Source organism: Rossellomorea sp. NRS-1567 (assembly GCF_050467885.1).
GTDB lineage: Bacteria > Bacillota > Bacilli > Bacillales > Bacillaceae_B > Rossellomorea > Rossellomorea aquimaris_C.
Genome location: NZ_JBITPL010000018.1, coordinates 59,304 through 80,566 on the forward strand (window position 1 = coordinate 59,304; position 21,263 = coordinate 80,566).

The following is a 21,263-nucleotide window of genomic DNA, read 5'->3' on the forward strand; positions in this document are numbered from 1 at the left end:
GATTGAAAAGGCATAAAAAGAGGAAATGTAAGAATAGGATAACCTTCTTACAGAAAGGGTGAATAACGTGACAAAACCAGTAGTAGCAATCGTAGGGCGTCCAAACGTTGGGAAGTCCACGATCTTTAATAGAATTGTTGGAGAAAGAATATCCATAGTTGAAGATGTACCTGGTGTAACAAGAGACCGTATATATAGTTCTGCTGAGTGGCTGACTCATGAATTTAACATTATAGATACAGGTGGGATTGAACTGGGGAATGAACCATTCCTCGATCAAATCAGGCAGCAGGCTGAAATCGCCATTGATGAAGCGGATGTGATTGTATTTTTAACGAATGGCCGTGAAGGGGTGACAGCTGCAGATGAAATTGTAGCCAAGATCCTTTACCGCTCTAAGAAACCGATCGTATTAGGGATTAATAAAATTGACAATCCCGAAATGAGGGAAATGATTTATGATTTTTACTCCCTTGGATTTGGGGAGCCGTATCCAATTTCAGGTTCTCATGGTCTTGGGTTAGGAGACCTTCTTGATGATGTTGTGAAAAACTTTAAACAAGAAGAAGAAGAGGACTATGCAGAAGATGTGATCAAATTTTCATTAATTGGTCGTCCGAATGTTGGGAAATCTTCCCTGGTTAACGCCTTATTGGGAGAAGAGCGTGTGATTGTGAGTAATGTTGCAGGAACGACGCGGGATGCCATTGATTCCTCCTACACGTATGATGGACAGGATTATGTCATCATTGATACTGCAGGCATGAGGAAAAGAGGTAAAGTGTATGAAACCACTGAAAAATACAGTGTGTTAAGAGCTCTTAGAGCAATTGAACGTTCCGATGTCGTCTTAGCTGTCATTGATGGAGAAGAAGGGATTATCGAGCAGGATAAAAAAATTGCCGGGTATGCTCATGATGCAGGTCGCGCAATCGTGATCGTCGTGAACAAATGGGACGCCGTTGATAAAGACGAGAAAACCATGAACAAATGGGAAAAGAACATCCGAGAACATTTTCAATTTCTTGATTATGCTCCAATCGTTTTTCTATCTGCCAAAACAAAGAAGCGCATTCATACTTTACTGCCAATCATTAATACGGCAAGTGAAAATCATGCACTACGAGTACAATCAAGCGTATTGAATGAAGTAGTCATGGATGCAGTAGCAATGAATCCTACTCCTACAGATAATGGTAAGCGACTCAGAATCTACTACGCGACGCAAGTGGCTGTGAAGCCTCCGACATTCGTGGTATTTGTGAATGACCCTGAATTAATGCACTTCTCATACGAACGATTCTTGGAAAATAGAATACGTGATGCATTTGGATTTGAAGGAACTCCTATTCGTATTATTGCTCGCGCAAGAAAATAATAAGGTGGGTGTAAAAATGGAAAATTCAAAGAAAATAACGGTTGTTGGCGCAGGAAGCTGGGGGACGGCACTTGCGATGGTCCTGGCTGATAATGGACTGGAAGTAAGATTATGGGGACACAAAAAAGAACAGATTGATGAAATTAATACTCAACATACCAACGAAAAGTACCTGAAAGAGGTCAAGCTCCCGGACTCCATCAAGGGTTATCATGATCTTAGTGAGTCTTTAGATGGCGTTGATACGATTATTCTGGCTGTACCGACGAAAGCGATCCGCGGAGTATTGGGTCAAATTCAAGAGGTTCAACGTGCACCCTTAACCGTTGTTCATGTGAGTAAAGGGATTGAACCTGATTCACTTCTAAGAATCTCAGAGATGATTGAAGATGAAATGGACCCTGATAACTTACATACAGTGGTGGTATTGTCTGGACCCAGTCACGCTGAAGAAGTGAGTTTAAGACACCCGACGACTGTGACCGTTTCCTCTAAGGATATGAAAGCTGCTGAAGAGATTCAGGACTTATTCATGAACATGAATTTCCGTGTATATACGAATCCCGATATGCTGGGGGTTGAAATCGGTGGAGCCTTAAAGAATATCATAGCCCTTGCAGCCGGAATTACAGACGGATTGGGATATGGAGATAATGCAAAAGCCGCTCTTATAACGAGGGGACTTGCAGAAATAGCCCGTCTGGGAACCAAGATGGGAGCAAACCCATTAACATTTTCAGGTTTAACAGGCATCGGTGATCTGATCGTTACATGTACAAGCGTACATTCAAGAAACTGGAGAGCGGGAAACATGCTCGGTAAGGGTCATAACCTTGATGAGGTCCTGGACAACATGGGGATGGTCGTAGAGGGCGTACGCACAACGAAAGCTGCTCATCAGTTAGCAGACAAGTATGAAGTGAATATGCCCATTACCAACGCTTTGTATGATGTGCTATTCAATAAAGTAGAAGCGAAAGAAGCGGTAGACCACTTAATGGGACGTGGAAAGACAAACGAAATGGAAGACCTCGTGAACATTCTTGGAGAGCGATTAAATTAACCTGATTCTTTTACGATAGAAGGCATGACTAAATATTCTTTCGAAACAATGAATTAATCTTGGAATAATAGGCATTCGAGGATGCGAACCACACCCCTGTTGCATACACTGTCATGAATATATACAGCTTTGCCTATGGATGGGTAGGTCTCGCTTTGTTTAGAGCAGCTCAAGTATTTTGACATCAGTTCAATGATGCTAAAATACTTGGGAAGCTCTTTTTTTTGATAATCTCTGCCCGGGGAAGTCCGTATAGGTACATCTTGAGGTTTTGTAACAGATTATTGAACAACCATTCTTTTCTATTCTTTTGTAAAAATCTTATGATATAATACATTCGATAACTGGAGGGATGTATGATGGATTCAATGATGAAGATGTGGATTTCGTTTGCATCGATGGGATTCATGTTTTTTGCCATATTAACGATCTATTTTAGCAGGTATAAGATCAAGCAGAGATTCCTGCGTTTTATTACAGCATTCATGGCATATATAATGATGATTGCCGGCGGACTTATGATGATCTATATTGTATTTAGTGGACCGACCAATTAGGTTGCGGTCCGATTGAAAGGACGTTTTCAGATTGAAACGCTTAGGTTTAATTGCATTTATTCTTATTTTAACTATAAGTATTCTTTCGGGATGTATGTACCCTGAGGAAAAGCTTAGTCAGAACCAGATCCCTTATGAAACGCAGGTGAAGGCTGTACAAGATGCGGTCGTAACCTATCAGAAGGACAATAATGGGTTGCTGCCAATTAAGACCCGAGACCAGGATACACCCATTTATCAGAAGTATCCGATTGATTTCAGAAAGCTTTCACCTCAGTACTTAGCGGAGATTCCAGGAAATGCTTTCGAAAACGGTGGGGTTTTTCAATATGTTCTGACTGACGTGGAGGAAGATCCTCAAGTCAAGATTTTTGATCTGCGGCTGGCTGAACAAATAAGGGAATTGAAAATCAGAATAGAAGCTCAAGGCTACCCGCCATTTAAAGAGGAAGTAGCCAATAATGTCTATACATTGAATTATAAAGAACTGGGGTATGATGGTGATGTGTATGTAAATAGCCCCTACTCAAACAAGAACCTTCCCCTTGTCATCAATGGTGACGGTGACATATTTGTAGATTACTCAATGGACTTATTTGAACAGATTAAATCGACTGATAAAGAACTAAAACCTGGTGAAGATATCCGGAATTTACTTGTTGAGGACACTTTTTTTGTCCCAGCTTATTCTTTACCTTATACGGTAGATGAAAATAACGAACCTGTCTTTATGACAAAATAGGCATAACCCTTTCCTTACAAAATATATTGTAAGGGAAGGGTTATTATTTTTATGTCATCCTTTATAGGGAAATTTCATCAAAACTAATGATCATAAATGCTAAAGACATAATAAATTTTTATACTTTTAATCATAAGGGGGGAAAAAAAGCATATTAATAGTCATAAGTCATTGGGACAACATCATAAATATAGATTGAGAGACAGAATACACGGATGAAACATCCCTGGAATATAAGATGGGAGGGAATCTCTTGGAAAGAGTCGATCTATTTAAGGACATTGCCGAAAGAACAGGCGGAGATATCTATTTAGGTGTGGTAGGAGCAGTTAGAACAGGAAAATCAACATTCATCAAGAAGTTCATGGAACTTGTGGTCCTTCCTAACATAGCCAGTGAGTCAGAACGTGCAAGAGCGCAGGATGAATTACCCCAAAGTGCAGCAGGCAGGACCATCATGACGACAGAACCGAAGTTTGTTCCTAATCAAGCCATCTCTGTTCACGTCGATGAAGGCCTCGAAGTGAATATTAGATTGGTAGATTGTGTGGGATATACGGTCCCGGGTGCTAAAGGGTACGAGGATGAAAATGGACCTAGAATGATCAATACCCCATGGTATGAAGAGCCTATACCATTCCATGAAGCGGCCGAAATCGGTACGCGTAAAGTCATCCAGGAACATTCCACGATCGGGGTTGTGGTGACAACCGACGGTTCCATCGGGGAAATTGGCAGAGGCGATTACATCCAAGCGGAAGAGAGAGTCATCGAGGAACTGAAAGAAGTAGGTAAACCATTTATCATGGTCATTAACTCGGCGAGACCTCATGCTCCTGAGACAGAAGACCTAAGAGTGAAACTTCAAGATAAATATGACATTCCAGTTCTCGCCATGAGTGTGGAGAGCATGAGAGACTCAGATGTCCTCAACGTGTTAAGAGAAGCACTATTTGAATTCCCGGTACTTGAAGTGAATGTGAATCTTCCAAGCTGGGTAATGGTTCTGAAAGAAGAGCACTGGCTAAGACAGAACTATCAGGAAGCTGTGAAAGAAACGGTTAAGGATATTAAACGACTGCGGGATGTGGATCGTGTTGTTCATTACTTCAGTGATTTTGATCATATCGAACGGGCAGGGCTTGCCGGCATTGATATGGGGCAAGGGATTGCAGAAATTGACCTGTACGCCCCTGACGAACTGTATGATGAAGTACTGAAGGAGATTGTAGGGGTGGAAATTCGCGGGAAAGATCATCTCCTGGAATTAATGCAGGACTTCGCTCATGCAAAAGCGGAATACGACCAGGTTTCAGATGCATTGAGAATGGTGAAGCAGACGGGGTATGGCATCGCAGCGCCTTCGTTAAATGATATGAGTCTGGATGAACCGGAAATCATCAGACAGGGTTCCAGATTCGGAGTCAGCTTGAAAGCAGTAGCACCATCCATCCACATGATCAAAGTGGATGTACAGTCCAAGTTCGAACCGATTATCGGTACAGAAAAACAGAGCGAAGAACTGGTGCGCTATTTAATGCAGGATTTCGAAGATGACCCGCTATCCATCTGGAATTCCGATATATTCGGCAGAAGCTTAAGTTCCATTGTAAGAGAGGGGATCCAAGCGAAACTTTCCTTAATGCCTGAGAATGCAAGATATAAACTCAAAGATACGTTGGAAAGAATCATCAACGAGGGATCGGGTGGATTGATCGCCATCATATTATAAATGTCTTTTGACCTTCTTAGGAGGGTCTTTTTTTGTTTTGTTTCTTTGAAATCTTTCATTTTTATATTAAACCTCTGAATTTTTTTGTGAGATTCCTGCTTTTAATTGCTGATTTTCACATTGTATATTTATAAATTTGTAGCTGGGATGATAAAGGTGTAAAAAAGCAGAGGGAGGTCCTTAAACCTTGATGTATATAGGTTTAGGGCATGTGGATTTCAGGACGTTGCAACCAGATGGATATTCATTATAGATGAAAATAGGGGAGTCGATGTTTAAGGGATTTCAAGGTTGGGAAGTAAGATAGAGTACCCAATGAGGAGAGGGTATTAGTTGCAGTCATCGAAAAGAAGTGATAGGTTGAATAGACGGCAAGAATAAAGGGCTTTGAAGGGATTCTATTACATTTGTGTTTCAAATAAGAAAAGATTCCCATTATTTCTTGATTTGTTCTTGCTAAGGTTAATCTATTGTGATAATCTTTTAACAGAATTGTTGTTGAATATTGATTCAGCAACGTTTTCAAGCGTTTTTTCTACACTTTATGTATAGAATTCGCTAAACTTGTTTACTAATGATATTAAAGTAAATGAATCATGACTGAGACATTTCCTTGGGAGGAGGTGAATGGCATGAACAAGACAGAACTAATCAATGCTGTTGCAGAAGCTGCTGAGCTATCTAAGAAGGACGCTACCAAAGCGGTTGACGCTGTTTTCGATACAATTCAAGATTCACTTGCAAACGGTGATAAAGTACAATTAATCGGATTCGGTAACTTCGAAGTACGTGAGCGTGCAGCCCGTAAAGGTCGCAACCCACAAACAGGTGAAGAGATCGAAATCTCAGCTAGCAAAGTACCTGCTTTCAAACCAGGTAAAGCGCTTAAAGAAGCTGTAAAATAATTACATACTTTGAGCGTATAGAAAAGGTCGCATATTTATGCGGCCTTTTTTGCTATTCATTTATAGTTTGGTTATTTCTCCTTAAAATATGTACGAAGTATTATTCCTTTAAAGGAAGTTTTATATTATTATAAAACTTCTAAAGCACTAGTCTTTGATGACATTATAGGCTTGTGCTAATATTAACAATGTTACTATTTCTTTAAGTATTTTAGGAGGACAACATAATGGCACAAGTCAATCATGGCCAAATAGAAGAAGCAGTTCGATTAATATTAGAAGCTATTGGAGAGAATCCTAATAGAGAAGGTTTATTAGATACACCAAAGCGTGTGGCGAAAATGTATGCAGAAGTATTTTCGGGAATCGGTCACGATCCGAAAGAATACTTTGAAACAATATTCAGTGAAGAGCATGAAGAACTGGTGCTTGTGAAGGATATTCCTTTTTATTCGATGTGTGAACACCACTTGGTACCTTTCTACGGAAAAGCTCATGTAGCATATATTCCCAGAAACGGAAGAGTGGCCGGACTTAGTAAACTGGCAAGGGCCGTTGAATCTGTTGCTAAACGACCTCAGCTGCAAGAAAGAATCACTTCGACAGTGGCTGATACGATCATGGAAACCCTTGAGCCTTATGGTGCAATGGTAGTGGTTGAAGCTGAGCATATGTGCATGACAATGAGAGGTGTAAAGAAGCCTGGTTCAAGTACAGTGACAACTGCGGTAAGGGGCTCGTTTAAAGAAGACCCTCAAGCACGAAGCGAAGTTCTTTCTTTTATAAAGAATTAGGAGTGAGCTAAGGATGAATTCAAATGATTATATTGTGATTAAGGCGATTGAAGATGGTGTGAACGTGATCGGGCTGACAAGAGGGACAGATACCAGATTTCATCATTCAGAAAAGCTTGATAAAGGTGAAGTCATGATTGCTCAGTTTACAGACCATACCTCTGCGATTAAAGTTAGAGGAAAAGCAACCATCGTTACAAGTTACGGTGAAGTCGAAAGTGATAACAAGAAATAATCCTCTGGGCATTTACGTTCCAGAGAAGATACAGGTGGGACTGACTATGGGTAGTTGAACTTCGTAGTCGTCCCCTTTGTTATACTAAAGCTAAATAGGGAGGGCAAGAGCAAGACTGATTCCCTATTGTTGAGGATTTTATGGTATAATATCTATTGCTGAAATTTTTAGACTGATACATAGTAGAAATGGGGATTAAAGGGTATGAAATTCATTGATTGTAACCATCAAGCGAATATCATTCATCAATACATAGAAGAGCAGTTGCATCACTCTTACTTAAAGGAGTATATCGATCAGCCTTACATTGATCGGGATCGGATTTATTTCCTGCTCCTTCCTTTTGTAAGTGGGGGACGGACCTTGAATAAAGAAGTTGTACAGTGGATTTCGACTGCCATGCTATTGCAGATAGCCCTTGATACCCATGAAAAGGTTACAATCTCTGAGCTTGATCCATTGAAAGAGAGGCAGCTTACGGTACTTGCAGGAGTATACTTCAGCAGCCTTTACTATAAAATCCTTGCCGACACAGATGATGTGGATCTTATCGCAGTATTAGCCAAGGCGATAAAAGAAATCAACGAAAGCAAAATTTCCATTTATAAAGAGGAACATCAAAACCTTGATGGGCTAATGTCAAGCTTGAAGACAAGAGAATCAGCGATCGTTTCAAAATTCTTTCGTTTTTTTGAAGATGACAAATGGATCCGGATTGTAGAGCAAGCCCTTTTATACAAGAAGCTCGTTCAAGAAAGAATTTGTATAGAGCACTCACAGAATACGAGCTTTATAAAAGCGTTGTCGACTTTAACGTTCGAATCAGCCAGTGAAACACCATCTTTAAAGCTAACGAAAGAAGAGTCCAGACATTTGCTTTCAAGGGTGGATAAATTAATTTCCTCAACGAAGAAAACCATTCAAACACAGTTAGAGAACATAGAACCGGTAACACCATATTTTAAAAAGCTGATTGTAGAGCTATTACCTTATGCTGAGCCTGAACCTATGACCAAACTATATGCGGAAGAAGGGTAAATCGAAATGCAGCAGTCCAAAGAACAAAAAGTCCACGGAGTATTTGAAAAAATATATTCCAATTATGATAAGATGAATTCGGTAATCAGTTTCCAACAGCATAAAAAGTGGAGAAAAGATACCATGAAGCATATGGATGTGAAGCCAGGCTCAAAGGCACTGGACGTTTGCTGTGGAACGGCGGATTGGACGTTAGCGATAGGAGAGAAAGTCGGAGAAACGGGCAAGGTAGTGGGGCTGGATTTCAGCCAAAATATGCTTTCTATTGGTGAAGAGAAAGTGAAACGATCCCCCTTGAACAACATTGAGCTGATCCATGGAAATGCAATGGAGCTGCCTTTTGACGATAATACCTTTGATTATGTCACGATTGGCTTTGGCTTACGGAATGTTCCGGACTACCTCCACGTCTTAAAAGAAATGAATCGTGTAGTGAAACCAGGAGGGATGGCTGTTTGCCTTGAAACCTCTCAACCAACCATGCTCGGTTTTAAACAGATGTATTACGCATACTTTCGTTTCGTGATGCCACTGTTCGGAAAGATCTTTGCCAAGAGCTTTAATGAATATTCATGGCTTCAGGAATCAGCCAGAGATTTCCCAGGGATGAAGGAGCTTGCTGATATGTTTGAAGAAGCCGGCTTTAAAGATATACATGTGAAACCATATAGTGGCGGAGTGGCTGCCATGCATTCAGGCAGAAAGTAAGAAATTCGTAAATTAGGTGGAAAAACTATGAAGCTAAACAGGATGTATTCGTTTCTAAAAACGGATATTGATGAAATTGAAAAGGAACTGGAAGTTGCGATTGAGTCAGAATCACAACTTTTACAAGAGGCATCCCTTCACCTTCTGCAAGCAGGTGGTAAAAGAATCAGACCTGTTTTTGTCTTGCTCTCTGCAAAATTCGGACAATATGATATTAACATTGTGAAAAATGTAGCAGTGGCTTTGGAGTTAATTCATATGGCATCCCTTGTTCACGATGACGTGATCGATGATGCAGAGTTAAGAAGAGGAAAACCAACGATTAAAGCTCAATGGGACAACCGTATTGCCATGTACACCGGAGATTACATCTTTGCACGAGCTCTCGAGTATATGACGAATATTAAAGCGCCTGAAGCACATCAAATACTTTCACACACCATTGTTGAAGTATGTAAGGGTGAAATCGCTCAAATAAAAGATAAATATCGATTTGATCAAAATCTGAGGGATTACCTCCTTAGAATCAAGCGGAAAACGGCTCTGCTTATTGCTGTAAGCTGCCAGATCGGTGCCATTTCTTCCGGTGCCCCTGAAGAAATTCATCGTCGCTTATACCGATTTGGTTATAATGTGGGAATGAGCTTTCAGATTACAGATGATATTTTAGATCTTACAGCAAGTGAGGAAGAACTGGGTAAGCCTGCCGGCAGTGACTTGTGGCAAGGTAATATCACCCTTCCGATTTTATATGCAATGGAAAACCCTGAACTTAAAACGAAGATTGAAAGAGTGAATGAATATACTTCTCCTGAAGAGATGAGAGAAATCATTTCGTCCATCTTAGCGACCGATGCCATAGATCGATCCCATCAGCTAAGTAGAATGTACTTAGACAGAGCGTTGGAAGATCTGGATCATCTCCCATACAACCGCGTGAAGAAAACATTGAAGAATATTGCAAACTTTATTGGCAAGAGAAAATATTAAGAAAATTTAAAATGGAAACGTTGCCAAAACCCCCAATCAGTGTTACTATTTTCGTGGGATGTCCTTAGGACTTCTATACATACATATTTAGGAGTGGGGAAGATGGAAAAGACATTTTTAATGGTAAAACCGGACGGCGTACAAAGAGGGTTAATCGGTGATATCGTATCACGTTTTGAAAAAAAGGGCTTTCAATTAGTAGGGGCAAAGCTGATGAGCATTTCAAATGAGCTTGCTGAAGAGCATTACGGTGAGCACAAGGAAAGACCATTCTTTGGAGAGCTTGTTGACTTCATTACATCTGGACCTGTATTTGCAATGGTTTGGCAAGGTGAAAACGTTATCACGACAGCTCGTGGAATGATGGGAGCAACAAACCCCAAGGATGCTGCACTTGGAACAATCCGCGGTGATTTCGGCTTGACAGTCGGAAAGAATATCATCCACGGATCTGACTCTGCCGAAAGCGCTGTTAGAGAAATCGGCTTATTCTTCAAAGAAGAAGAACTGGTAGAGTATTCTAAATTAATGAACGAGTGGGTTTATTAATATCTGTTAAACAAATAAGATTTTTTAGGGCAAGTCGTGATAAGGCGACTTGCCTTTTCTATTGAATAGGATTTAACTTTTCTGTATAGCGTTCGATATAATACATATAGTCTTATACCTTTAATGTAGCAAAGTGAGTGGGTCCTTATGTCAAATGATTATCTGGAATTTATTCAAGGGATAAAAAGAAAAACGGGAATTGATCTTTCCCTATACAAAGAAGCTCAAATGAAACGGAGATTAACGGCACTGTATGAAAAAAAGGGGTTCGGGAGTTTTCAAGAATTCTTCAGTAAGCTGAATCGTGACAGCGAAGAAATGGAAGAGTTTCTCGATCGAATGACGATCAATGTTTCAGAATTTTATCGAAACTACAAACGGTGGGAAGTTCTCGAGACTAAAATCCTTCCCAGACTTCTACAGGAAAACAAATCACTTAAAATATGGAGCGCAGCTTGTTCTACGGGGGAAGAGCCGTACACGATCGCCATGATGCTGTCGGAACACATGACTCTTTCAGGACGGACCATCACCGCGACTGATATCGATAAAAATGCCATTCAACGTGCAAGGAACGGTCTCTACCCTGAACGATCGCTGAATGAGGTCCCCTCCGTAATGAAAGCCCGTTATTTCACTCAGGAAGGCGCCTTGTTCAAATTGAATGAAGAGATCAGGAAAAACGTGACTTTCAAGCAGCAGAACCTGCTGTCAGACCCATTTGAGGGGAATTACGACTTGATTGTTTGCAGAAATGTGTTAATTTATTTCACGGAGGAAGCGAAAAACCTATTATATAAAAAATTCAATGCCTCACTGAGACCCGGCGGTGTGCTTTTTGTCGGAAGTACCGAACAAATCTTCAACCCATCCCAATACGGATTCGAGACAGAAGACACATTTTTCTATAAAAAAATCTAAAATTTACGATGTCGATCTTACATTTACTGGACGGCTGTACGCTTGCTTTTTTAGAAACGATACAGTTTAAAAGTCCAAATATGTCGGGTTACATCGTTTTTTTCTATATAAGAGAGGTTTTTAAGAAATTTTTTAAACTTAAGGGCTAGGAAATGATCTGAATTCTATGTTATATTGGTACATAATTCTTTAACGAGTTGAAGGGGGAAAGTGAATGAGATACTTAACATCTGGAGAATCACATGGACCGCAATTAACGACCATCATTGAAGGGCTGCCTGCAGGAATGCCTTTAGAAGCAGGGGATATCAATGATAATCTGGCAAGAAGGCAAAAAGGCTATGGCCGGGGCCGGAGGATGCAGATTGAGAAAGATCAGGCATCGATCGTTGGAGGAGTGAGACATGGATATACTCTGGGTTCTCCTTTAGGACTGGTTGTGGAGAATAGAGACTGGACTCACTGGACGAAAGTGATGGGCATCGAACCTCTGGAGCATGGAGAAGAAGAAGAGGTAAAGAGAAAGATTTCAAGACCAAGACCAGGACATGCAGACCTTGTCGGTGGTATGAAATATGGACATAGGGACCTTAGGAATGTATTAGAAAGGTCATCAGCCAGAGAAACCACTGTAAGAGTTGCTGCAGGTGCCGTCGCGAAAAAGTTACTGAAGCTATTAGGCATCGAGGTTGTCGGTCATGTTCTTGAAATTGGTGGAATTAAAGCAGAGAAACTACACTATGATTCTATAAATGAACTGAGAGATATAACAGAAGATTCTCCGGTCCGTTGCCTGGATAAAGAAGCTGCACAGAAAATGATGGACTTAATAGATGAAGCCAAAAAAAATGGAGATTCCATTGGTGGTGTGGTTGAAGTCATCGTTGAAGGGATGCCTTCAGGAGTCGGTAGCTATGTCCATTATGACCGTAAGCTTGATGCGAAGATTGCCATGGCCGTCATGAGTATCAATGCATTCAAAGGGGTCGAATTCGGCTTAGGATTTGAAATGGCGCGAAAACCGGGTAGTGAAGTTCACGATGAAATTGCCTGGAGTGAAGAACAGGGTTACTACCGTAAAACGAATCGCTTAGGCGGCTTTGAAGGCGGAATGACGACAGGTATGCCGATCCGTGTAAAAGGTGTCATGAAGCCTATTCCAACCCTTTATAAACCATTACAAAGCGTGGATATCGAAACAAAGGAACCATTCAAAGCAAGCATAGAGAGATCCGATAGCTGTGCGGTACCGGCTGCAAGCGTAGTGGCAGAGGCCGTAGTGGCATGGGAACTTGCTTCTGCTATCGTGGAACAATTCCATAGTGATCAATTCGATAAGCTCCATGAAGATATCAATAGACAACGTCAAGAATCCAAGGAGTATTAATGAATGAAACGGATAACCATTCAAACTGCTTCCAAAACGTATGATGTGAAAATTGGAGCGGAAATGACGAATGAAATTGTTTCTTTTATAAAAAAAACCTTCCCGCAAGTATCTAAATTGTGGATCATTGCGGATAAAGAGGTCTTCAAGCTTCATGGAACAGGTTTCTCAGAAATTTTAAGTGAATCATTTGACGTAACGACTTATCTGGCTCCTAAAGGAGAACACGCCAAAAGCTTCGCCATTTATGAGGGTGCCATCACCCACGGTCTTTCTAATCATGTCGATCGCGGATCCCTGGTGATAGCATTCGGAGGCGGAGCCATCGGAGATCTCGCTGGTTTCGTCGCTTCCACCTATATGAGGGGGATCCCCTTCATAGGTGTCCCGACAACGATTCTCGCTCATGATAGTGCTGTTGGCGGGAAGGTAGCGATTAACCATCCCCTTGGCAAAAACATGGTGGGGCAGTTTTATCAGCCTGAAGGTGTGTTTTTTGATTTAGATTACTTTACAACTTTGCCTGGAACTGAAGTGCTATCAGGATTTTCAGAAGTGATCAAGCATGCCTTTTTATCCGATCGATCCTTTTTACAAGAATTAATGCATTCGTTCCATTCTCCGGAAAAAATGGATAAGCAATTTTTAACGGATTGCCTAATGAAAGGGATACGTGTAAAAGGGGATATTGTTTCAAAGGACGAAAGAGAGTCGAATATACGAGCTTTTTTAAACTTTGGACATACGTATGGGCACGCTGTTGAAAGTGCCAGCGGATACGGAAGTCGCACACATGGTGAATCGGTTATGATCGGGATGATCTTTGCTCTGTATCTTAGTGAACAGTACTGCGAACTTTCATTTAATCTACTTGAATTTATCAAATGGGTCACTGCACTTGGCTACAATCTAAACATTCCATCTCATATCACATTTGAAACATTATATGAGGGAATGAGACATGATAAGAAATCCCAATATGGACATCCTGTTTTTGTGTTATTGAAGGATATTGGCGAGCCGTTAATGGTGAAGGTATCTGTAGATGATTTAAGACGGGCAGATGAGTTTATCCGCCAGTTGTAAAACGTACTCTGGATTAATAAAAACCCGCAAGTACAAAAAGAGAGTGTTTAATAACAGGAGAAAAGGGAGTGGAAGAATGATCAGGGGAGTTCGAGGCGCCACTACAGCGGTTTGTGATAATGATAAGGAAGTTCTCCTTTCAACTGAAAGTCTCTTAAAGGAAATGATTTTACATAATAATATTATGGCAGAGGATGTTGCATCTGTGTTTATTTCTGCCACCAGTGATATTGGGAGTGTATTTCCGGCAAAAGCATTAAGAAGGTTTGAAGAGTGGAAATATGTTCCTGTCATGTGTATGCAGGAGTTGGATGTCCCTGATGCATTGCCATATTGTATTAGAGTGATGATGCATTTAAATACATCTACACCTCAGAAAGACATCCAACATATTTATATGAAAAATGCAGTCAGCCTGCGTCCTGACTTGACAGATACCCCGCCTATTTCAAATGAAAACGATTGAAAGGAAGGTAAGCATGAAGTGGAGATCTCAGATTCAAAATCTTAAAGCATACCAGCCCGGGAAAACGATGGATGATGTGAAAGAACTATTCAATCTCGAGAAAGTAGTGAAGCTTGCTTCGAATGAAAATCCATTTGGATGTTCAAAGAACGTTGAAACCTTTCTCAAGACGAATGCTGTTTCACATGCGATTTATCCCGACGGCTATGCGAAGGAATTGCGAATGAAGGTGGCAGAGCAGCTATCTGTGGACCCTGGACAGTTACTTTTCGGGAATGGCTCGGATGAAGTGATTCAGATGATTTCAAGAGCATTATTAGATGGTGATAAGAGCACGGTTATGGCTACGCCGACTTTCCCTCAGTATAAGCACAATGCCATTGTTGAAGGAGCGGAGATAAGAGAAGTTCCCCTTGATTCAGCCGGTAGACATCAGTTAACCAAAATGCTTGCTGAAATTGATGAAACGACCTCAGTCGTTTGGCTTTGTTCACCAAATAATCCAACAGGTGAATATATTCGCAGTGAAGAGATCATCTCCTTCCTGGATGCGGTTCCTGCACACGTACTAGTCGTATTGGATGAAGCCTATTATGAATATGTTGTGGCCGGTGATTACTATGATTCATTGGAATTATTAAAATCGTACCCACAATTATTGATTACTCGTACTTTCTCAAAGGCTTACGGATTAGCCGGCTTTCGAGTAGGATTCGGAATTGCGAATGAAGATGTGATTAGGAAGTTAGAGCCGATCCGTGAACCGTTTAATAATAATGCTTTAGGTCAGGGAGCCGCATCCGCAGCCGTTCTGGACCAGGAGTTTATTAGAGAATGCAGGGAGCAAAATCGCAAAGGACTGGAGCAGTATTACCAGTTCTGCGAGGAACACGGCCTGAATTATATTCCATCACAAGCAAACTTCGTGTTAATCGATTTCGGTGTAAGCGGTGATGATGTGTTTCAATACTTAATGAGTAAGGGATTCATTGTACGGTCCGGAGAGGCCCTGGGATATCCTCATTCTGTGAGGGTAACGGTCGGCTCTCATGAACAAAATGAAGAGGTTATTGAGAGAATGAAGGAATTTTTAGACCTTCAAAAGCAAGTGTGAAAAGGAATGGATGGTCGGAACGGCTTAGTATTTTGAGCCCTTTCCGACTTTTTTCAAATCAACTGAGGGGGACAATCATGAAAGGGACGGTATTGGTCATTGGGATGGGATTAATCGGAGGCTCATTAGCACTCTGTATAAAGAGCGAACACCCCGATGCTAAAATCATTGGACATGATGTGAATCATAAAGAGTTAAGGTTGGCGAGATCACTGGGAATTATCGATGAAATGTCACTATCTTTACAGTCTGCTGCTGAAAGAGCGGATCTCATCATTATTTCTACACCAGTTTTTCAAACTGAAAAGATCATTGTGCAGTTTCAATCTTTCGCTTTAAAAGAAACAGTGATCATTACCGACACGGGGAGCACAAAAGAACAAATTATGAAGTGCTCCGAAGAACTGACTGCTAAAGGAATTCAGTTCATTGGTGGACACCCAATGGCAGGTTCTCATAAAAGCGGTGTAGCAGCAGCTAAAAAAATCTTATTTGAAAATGCCTTCTATATGCTGACTCCAGGTTCTGGTGCTACTGGTGAAAAAGTAGAAGAACTTCAAGAATGGCTGAAAGGAACGCATGCCAAATTTCTGATTGTAGAACCCGGGGAGCACGATGAATTAACGGGTACGATCAGTCATTTTCCACATATTGTAGCGGCATCTCTTGTTCATCAAGCGAAAGAGTCATCTGTACAGCACCCTTATTTGCGGAGGCTCGCTGCTGGAGGATTCCGTGATATCACGCGGATTGCCTCTTCTAACCCGACGATGTGGAAGGATATTACGCTTCAGAACAGAGCGGTTTTGCTTTCGCTTCTCAAACAGTGGAAAACAGAGATGGATGAAGTCATCACCATTATTGAAGAGAAGGACTCACAGGGAATCTTTGATTACTTCACAGAAGCGAAAACGTTTCGGGATGATCTTCCCATTCAGGAAAAAGGGGCCATCCCTTCGTTCTATGACTTATTTGTTGATGTTCCTGATTATCCAGGGGTGATTTCTGAGGTTACTGCTTACCTTGCCGGCGAAAACATAAGTTTAACAAACATAAGAATCCTGGAAACGAGAGAAGATATTTACGGAGTATTAGTCATCAGCTTTCAAACACTTGAAGATAGAGAAAGGGCTTTACACTGCTTAAAAGAAAATACGGGTTATGAATTATTCTTAGGGTAAAGGGTGATAAGGATGGAAGGAAAAAAGAAATTAATGAACCCCCAAAAAGGTCTTAATGGGGAACTCAATGTTCCTGGGGATAAATCTATTTCACACCGGGCTGTTATGTTTGGTTCAGTTGCGGAAGGGAAAACCGTTATACATAATTTTCTTATGGGAGAGGATTGTTTAAGCACGATTGAGTGCTTCCGTAAGTTAGGCGTCGATATCAGAGTAACGGATGAGGAAGTGATTGTTTCAGGTGAAGGCTGGGATCATTTATCAGAACCACAGGACATTCTGGATGTGGGTAATTCAGGTACCACTACTCGTCTTATTATGGGGATATTGGCAGGGAGACCTTTTCATTCAATCCTTATTGGAGATGACTCGATCGCGAAACGCCCAATGAAAAGAGTGACAGAACCATTAAAAAAGTTCGGGACTAAAATAGACGGTCGTTCAGAAGGCAACTATACTCCTTTATCAATCCGCGGGGGTGACCTCAAAGGGATTAAATACACGTTGCCTGTAGCGAGTGCACAGGTGAAGTCAGCACTCTTGTTGGCAGGGCTCCAGGCCGAAGGTACAACTGAAATTCAAGAACCTGAAAAAACAAGAAACCATACAGAAAAAATGATTATCGAATTTGGTGGCCATATTGAAAGGCATGGAGATACAATCAAGGTAAAGGGCGGTCAGGTGTTAAAAGGAACTGAAGTTTATGTTCCCGGGGATATTTCCTCAGCAGCCTTCTTTATGGTAGCCGCTGCGATTGTGCCGAATAGTAGAGTGCTCCTGAAAAATGTCGGTCTTAATGAAACCCGTGTGGGGATTGTTGAAGTGATGAAGAAGATGGGGGCATCCATAGAAATAATGGAGAGTTCAAAAACTGGAGAACCGATAGGGGATATCCTGGTGGAATCTTCAGATCTTACGGGAATTGAAATTGGTGGAGACCTGATCCCATCGTTAATTGATGAGATACCTGTTATCGCCTTGTTAGCTTCCCAGGCAAAGGGAAAGACGATCATTAAGGATGCACAGGAGTTAAAGGTTAAGGAAACAAATCGGATCGATGCCATTGTACAAGAGCTTGGAAACCTAGGTGCTGACATTCAAGGAACTGAGGACGGCATGATCATCGAAGGCAAAATACCATTGCACGGTGGGGAGGTCCATTCCTGGGGAGATCATCGGATTGGAATGACTCTTGCTGTAGCTTCTTTAATAACAAATTCTGACGTTATTCTTGAAGGTGCGGATGCAGTGAACATATCGTATCCAACTTTCTTTGAGCATATAAACAAGTTGTTAAAGAAATAATGTACATGATTCCTTTTGGGAGGTGTTCGGACTATGGTTTAGTCCGAACACCTCTCCTTTTATATGATTGCATAGCATGATTTCATCCCTTCTTTCATAGCTTGTCTATAAAGGAAGGTGATGGCGATTTGAGTACGTATATTATTGAAAACGCGAATTGGGTTAAAGATTCCAAGATCACTCAAACTTCTTTACTCGTTAAAGACGATAAAATATCGGCCATAAGAGACAGGTTTTCTTATTATCGGTACATGAGGATGGATGTTTCATCTTTCATGATGACTCCCGGACATGTAATGTGTGATTTACAGGTGCCTCAAGGGGCTGATTTTCTTTCGATCAAAAATTATTATCTAAATGAATTTATTCATAAAGGTTGTACTACAGTGCTGACGGCATTTAATATAACGTACGGATGTGAATTTCTGGAAAAATTGAATGAACGAAAGACCTCCTTGTTAAACAGTCCGATTGACTACACGATAGGGTTGAAAACATCCGCAAATCTTATTACCCCTGCAATCATTCGGTCATGTAAAAGACATAAAGTTCCCGTTGTCTGGATTAACATTGACGAATTAGAATCATTCAAGGAAATTCGCTGGGGATGGATCAAAGGATATTTATATGATTACCCTATTACTTTTGTCCCTTTTTTTACGACAAACATAGACAAAAAAACAAAAATAAAGCATCTTAAAATATGGCAAAATACGATGGAAAACGAGAAAATTCCTCATCTTTCAAATGAAATCCCGCAAAATGAACCTATGAGATTAGAAGAACTGAAGAAAATTGGAATATATCCCCTTAGAGGAAATTTTTTGGTGGGTGGAGAAATAAGTTATAACCTCTATATGAATGTCGAAGGTGAGACGGGTGCTGAGCCCCTGCCATTTAAAACTGATCATCATGTGCTAAAATGTACAATGAATAAAGGAAAATGTTATTACTTAAATAATAGAGGCTATTATTTTCCTGGTGCTGGTGAAGAACTAGTCATCCAAACACCGGGGTACTTTATTTAATGACTATTAGCTTTTTTATAGAAAGGGATTGACCATGTCATACGCTGAAAAAATGTTATCTTCATTAGAAGAAGGAAAATTGGACGAAGCAAAGAAACAATATAAGCAAGCATTGAAGTTTGGAAGTCATGAAGAGAAATTCGGTCTGGCGGAAGAATTACACCATTTAGGGTTTCTCGAAGAAGCAAAAGAGTTGTATGAAAATCTGCTGGAATATTACCCGGGAGAAGGAGAACTCCTGATCGAGCTCTCAGAAGTGCTGGTGGAGATGGATAATGAAGAAGAAGCGATAGACAAACTCGCAGAATTGGATGAAGAAGACCCGATCTATCCAAGAGCCTTGCTACTTTTGGCAGATCTGTATCAAATGCAGGGTTTATTTGAAGTTAGTGAACAGAAGCTTTTACAAGCCAAGAAGTTATTACCCGATGAGCCTGTCATTGATTTCGGCCTGGGGGAATTATACTCTGAAACAGGCAGGTTCCTTGAAGCGATAAGGCATTATCATGCCCTTATTCAGAGAGGCACCACCGAGCTGGGTGGAACCAATGTTCATCAAAGGTTAGCCGAAGCTTATAGTGTAGGAGGAGCCTTTGAAGAGGCCTTGACTCATTACGAAAAAGCTCTTCAGGATCACCTGGAAATCAATACACTGTTCGGGTATGCCGTTACCGCATATCAGGCTGGATTCTATGAGAAAGCCATTGAAAAGCTTGTTTCGGTTAAAGAGCTGGATCCGGAATATCATTCGGTGTATTTATTATTAGCGAGGTCCTATGAACATGAAGAAAAGCTGCAGGAAAGCCTGGAAACCATTCAAGAGGGCGTAAAACAGGATGAATACAACAAGGAGCTTAATTTGTTTGGTGGGAAAGTTTCCTTAAAGCTTGGGCTGGAAAAAGAGGCAGAGGTATTTTTCAGAGAAGCTTTAGCCTTAGATCCAGGTTATGTTGAAGCAGCTTTAGTCATAAATAAATTGTTCTTTACGCAAGATCGATTTGACGATGTATTGGAAATCGCCCAGATGCTTACAGTTGAAGGGGAAGAAGAGCCCCAAATCAACTGGGATCTTGCAAAGGCCTATGAGGGGCTTGAACAATTTAATCATGCATTAAAACAATACCGTATTGCATATACTTATTTTAAGAATCATCAAGAGTTTTTACTAGAGTACGGACAATTTTTAGTAGAAGAAGGACTCAGGGGTGAAGCAGTAGAAGTATATAAACACCTGATTGAAATGGATCCTTCAAATGACGAGTGGCAGGACTTGATTGAAAGATTACAAGACTAAACGACGTCGGTGGTACAAAGGGATTTGACTGGTGTGTGAACACTTGGGAACACCTTAGAGTTGCTAACGTTTTTAAACTGTATGTCAAAAGGAAAACGGACCTAAACTAAAAAGGATTCTGCAGAGGAGGGAAAACCATGACCACCCCTGTTTCTGTCAACGAGAAGAAAGAATTTATTCGCTGGTTTTTAAACCGATATCAATTAAAAAGAAGAGAATGTGTGTGGATACTGAATTACCTGATGAGCCATGACCAATTAATGAAAAAAGTTCATTTTGTTGAAGAATCTCAGTACTGTCCAAGAGGTCTTGTGATGTCCACGCATTGTGTTGAGGATGTGCCATTCCGATTCTATAAAGAGAACATCATGACAACTGATGCGGAGAAGTCATTTCACGACATTCGTTTAAATAAAGACGAAGATATTTATATTCAATTGAACTTCAGTAAGGCAAATTCAAGTTATCAATTTGCAGCAGTACTTGAAGAAAACCCGTTTATGCCGAAGTATTTATTGATTAATGAAAAAGACAGGATTGTTGCAGAACAATTCCTCAAAGACAGTCTGCAAACCTTTCAACGTGATCGATTGCTAAAGGCCATTGATCAGGCTCTTGATACCGGTGATGAAAAATCCTTCAAGAAATTAACCAAAGAATTGAATAGCTTAAGCTAAAAGCTCGAATGAAGGGAAAGGTACATCTCTTCATTCGAGCTTTTTTTGCCGGTTGAGATAAATAGGGAGAAGGTTTATGGAGCATACTATTGTAAAAAGTGAAATCGCTTTTA

At 40.7% G+C, this 21,263-nt stretch carries 22 protein-coding genes; all 22 read left to right on the forward strand.

The window, feature by feature from the left end:
- Positions 1 to 67 precede the first annotated feature (67 nt).
- The 22 genes from der (at position 68) to ACIFOD_RS13830 (ending at position 21,150) form a co-directional block, all read left to right on the forward strand.
- Positions 68 to 1,378 carry a ribosome biogenesis GTPase Der gene (gene der / locus ACIFOD_RS13725; RefSeq protein ID WP_430315118.1) on the forward strand — a complete coding sequence of 437 codons (1,311 nt, stop codon included), beginning with the start codon at positions 68 to 70 and terminating at the stop codon, positions 1,376 to 1,378.
- 16 nt (positions 1,379 to 1,394) lie between these two features.
- Complete coding sequence (locus ACIFOD_RS13730) at positions 1,395 to 2,441, forward strand: NAD(P)H-dependent glycerol-3-phosphate dehydrogenase (RefSeq protein ID WP_430315119.1); 1,047 nt, start codon at positions 1,395 to 1,397, stop codon at positions 2,439 to 2,441.
- Between the two features lie 356 nt (positions 2,442 to 2,797).
- Positions 2,798 to 2,998 (forward strand): DUF2768 domain-containing protein, encoded by a 201-nt coding sequence (locus ACIFOD_RS13735; protein ID WP_181778207.1) that lies wholly within the window; start codon positions 2,798 to 2,800, stop codon positions 2,996 to 2,998.
- A 31-nt stretch (positions 2,999 to 3,029) separates the two neighbouring features.
- Complete coding sequence (locus tag ACIFOD_RS13740; protein ID WP_430315120.1) at positions 3,030 to 3,740, forward strand: hypothetical protein; 711 nt, start codon at positions 3,030 to 3,032, stop codon at positions 3,738 to 3,740.
- 253 nt (positions 3,741 to 3,993) lie between these two features.
- Positions 3,994 to 5,472, forward strand: coding sequence for a stage IV sporulation protein A (gene spoIVA, locus ACIFOD_RS13745; protein WP_397553524.1), 1,479 nt, complete (start codon positions 3,994 to 3,996; stop codon positions 5,470 to 5,472).
- Between the two features lie 632 nt (positions 5,473 to 6,104).
- Positions 6,105 to 6,377 carry an HU family DNA-binding protein gene (locus ACIFOD_RS13750; protein WP_169213765.1) on the forward strand — a complete coding sequence of 91 codons (273 nt, stop codon included), beginning with the start codon at positions 6,105 to 6,107 and terminating at the stop codon, positions 6,375 to 6,377.
- A gap of 227 nt (positions 6,378 to 6,604) precedes the next feature.
- Entirely contained in the window at positions 6,605 to 7,171 is a 567-nt protein-coding gene (gene folE / locus ACIFOD_RS13755; protein WP_113970710.1) for a GTP cyclohydrolase I FolE, read from the forward strand.
- 13 nt (positions 7,172 to 7,184) lie between these two features.
- The gene (gene mtrB / locus ACIFOD_RS13760; RefSeq protein WP_034758340.1) at positions 7,185 to 7,406 is read left to right on the forward strand and encodes a trp RNA-binding attenuation protein MtrB; all 222 of its coding nucleotides are present in this window, start codon (positions 7,185 to 7,187) and stop codon (positions 7,404 to 7,406) included.
- Between the two features lie 204 nt (positions 7,407 to 7,610).
- The gene (locus tag ACIFOD_RS13765) at positions 7,611 to 8,444 is read left to right on the forward strand and encodes a heptaprenyl diphosphate synthase component 1 (RefSeq protein ID WP_397553525.1); all 834 of its coding nucleotides are present in this window, start codon (positions 7,611 to 7,613) and stop codon (positions 8,442 to 8,444) included.
- A 6-nt stretch (positions 8,445 to 8,450) separates the two neighbouring features.
- On the forward strand, positions 8,451 to 9,152 hold the full coding sequence (locus tag ACIFOD_RS13770) for a demethylmenaquinone methyltransferase (protein WP_113970708.1): 702 nt from the start codon (positions 8,451 to 8,453) through the stop codon (positions 9,150 to 9,152).
- 27 nt (positions 9,153 to 9,179) lie between these two features.
- Positions 9,180 to 10,142 (forward strand): heptaprenyl diphosphate synthase component II, encoded by a 963-nt coding sequence (gene hepT, locus ACIFOD_RS13775; protein WP_397553526.1) that lies wholly within the window; start codon positions 9,180 to 9,182, stop codon positions 10,140 to 10,142.
- A 102-nt stretch (positions 10,143 to 10,244) separates the two neighbouring features.
- Positions 10,245 to 10,691 carry a nucleoside-diphosphate kinase gene (gene ndk, locus ACIFOD_RS13780; protein WP_034758349.1) on the forward strand — a complete coding sequence of 149 codons (447 nt, stop codon included), beginning with the start codon at positions 10,245 to 10,247 and terminating at the stop codon, positions 10,689 to 10,691.
- Positions 10,692 to 10,838: 147 nt separating this feature from the next.
- Positions 10,839 to 11,612, forward strand: a complete 774-nt coding sequence (locus ACIFOD_RS13785; protein ID WP_430315121.1) for a CheR family methyltransferase — start codon at positions 10,839 to 10,841, stop codon at positions 11,610 to 11,612.
- A 214-nt stretch (positions 11,613 to 11,826) separates the two neighbouring features.
- The gene (gene aroC / locus ACIFOD_RS13790; protein ID WP_430315122.1) at positions 11,827 to 12,999 is read left to right on the forward strand and encodes a chorismate synthase; all 1,173 of its coding nucleotides are present in this window, start codon (positions 11,827 to 11,829) and stop codon (positions 12,997 to 12,999) included.
- Positions 13,000 to 13,002: 3 nt separating this feature from the next.
- Positions 13,003 to 14,085: a 3-dehydroquinate synthase gene (gene aroB, locus ACIFOD_RS13795; RefSeq protein WP_430315123.1), complete on the forward strand. Its 1,083-nt coding sequence runs from the start codon at positions 13,003 to 13,005 to the stop codon at positions 14,083 to 14,085.
- Between the two features lie 76 nt (positions 14,086 to 14,161).
- Positions 14,162 to 14,551 carry a chorismate mutase gene (aroH, locus tag ACIFOD_RS13800; protein WP_430315124.1) on the forward strand — a complete coding sequence of 130 codons (390 nt, stop codon included), beginning with the start codon at positions 14,162 to 14,164 and terminating at the stop codon, positions 14,549 to 14,551.
- A gap of 13 nt (positions 14,552 to 14,564) precedes the next feature.
- Positions 14,565 to 15,665 (forward strand): histidinol-phosphate transaminase, encoded by a 1,101-nt coding sequence (gene hisC, locus ACIFOD_RS13805; protein ID WP_430315125.1) that lies wholly within the window; start codon positions 14,565 to 14,567, stop codon positions 15,663 to 15,665.
- Between the two features lie 77 nt (positions 15,666 to 15,742).
- Positions 15,743 to 16,846, forward strand: a complete 1,104-nt coding sequence (locus ACIFOD_RS13810) for a prephenate dehydrogenase (protein ID WP_430315126.1) — start codon at positions 15,743 to 15,745, stop codon at positions 16,844 to 16,846.
- 12 nt (positions 16,847 to 16,858) lie between these two features.
- A complete protein-coding gene (aroA, locus tag ACIFOD_RS13815; RefSeq protein WP_430315127.1) occupies positions 16,859 to 18,151 on the forward strand; it encodes a 3-phosphoshikimate 1-carboxyvinyltransferase in 1,293 nt (430 codons plus the stop codon).
- Positions 18,152 to 18,279: 128 nt separating this feature from the next.
- Positions 18,280 to 19,179 carry a hypothetical protein gene (locus ACIFOD_RS13820; protein ID WP_430315128.1) on the forward strand — a complete coding sequence of 300 codons (900 nt, stop codon included), beginning with the start codon at positions 18,280 to 18,282 and terminating at the stop codon, positions 19,177 to 19,179.
- Between the two features lie 52 nt (positions 19,180 to 19,231).
- On the forward strand, positions 19,232 to 20,473 hold the full coding sequence (locus ACIFOD_RS13825; RefSeq protein ID WP_430315129.1) for a tetratricopeptide repeat protein: 1,242 nt from the start codon (positions 19,232 to 19,234) through the stop codon (positions 20,471 to 20,473).
- A 137-nt stretch (positions 20,474 to 20,610) separates the two neighbouring features.
- Positions 20,611 to 21,150 (forward strand): ReoY family proteolytic degradation factor, encoded by a 540-nt coding sequence (locus tag ACIFOD_RS13830; RefSeq protein ID WP_044336344.1) that lies wholly within the window; start codon positions 20,611 to 20,613, stop codon positions 21,148 to 21,150.
- Positions 21,151 to 21,263 lie beyond the last annotated feature (113 nt).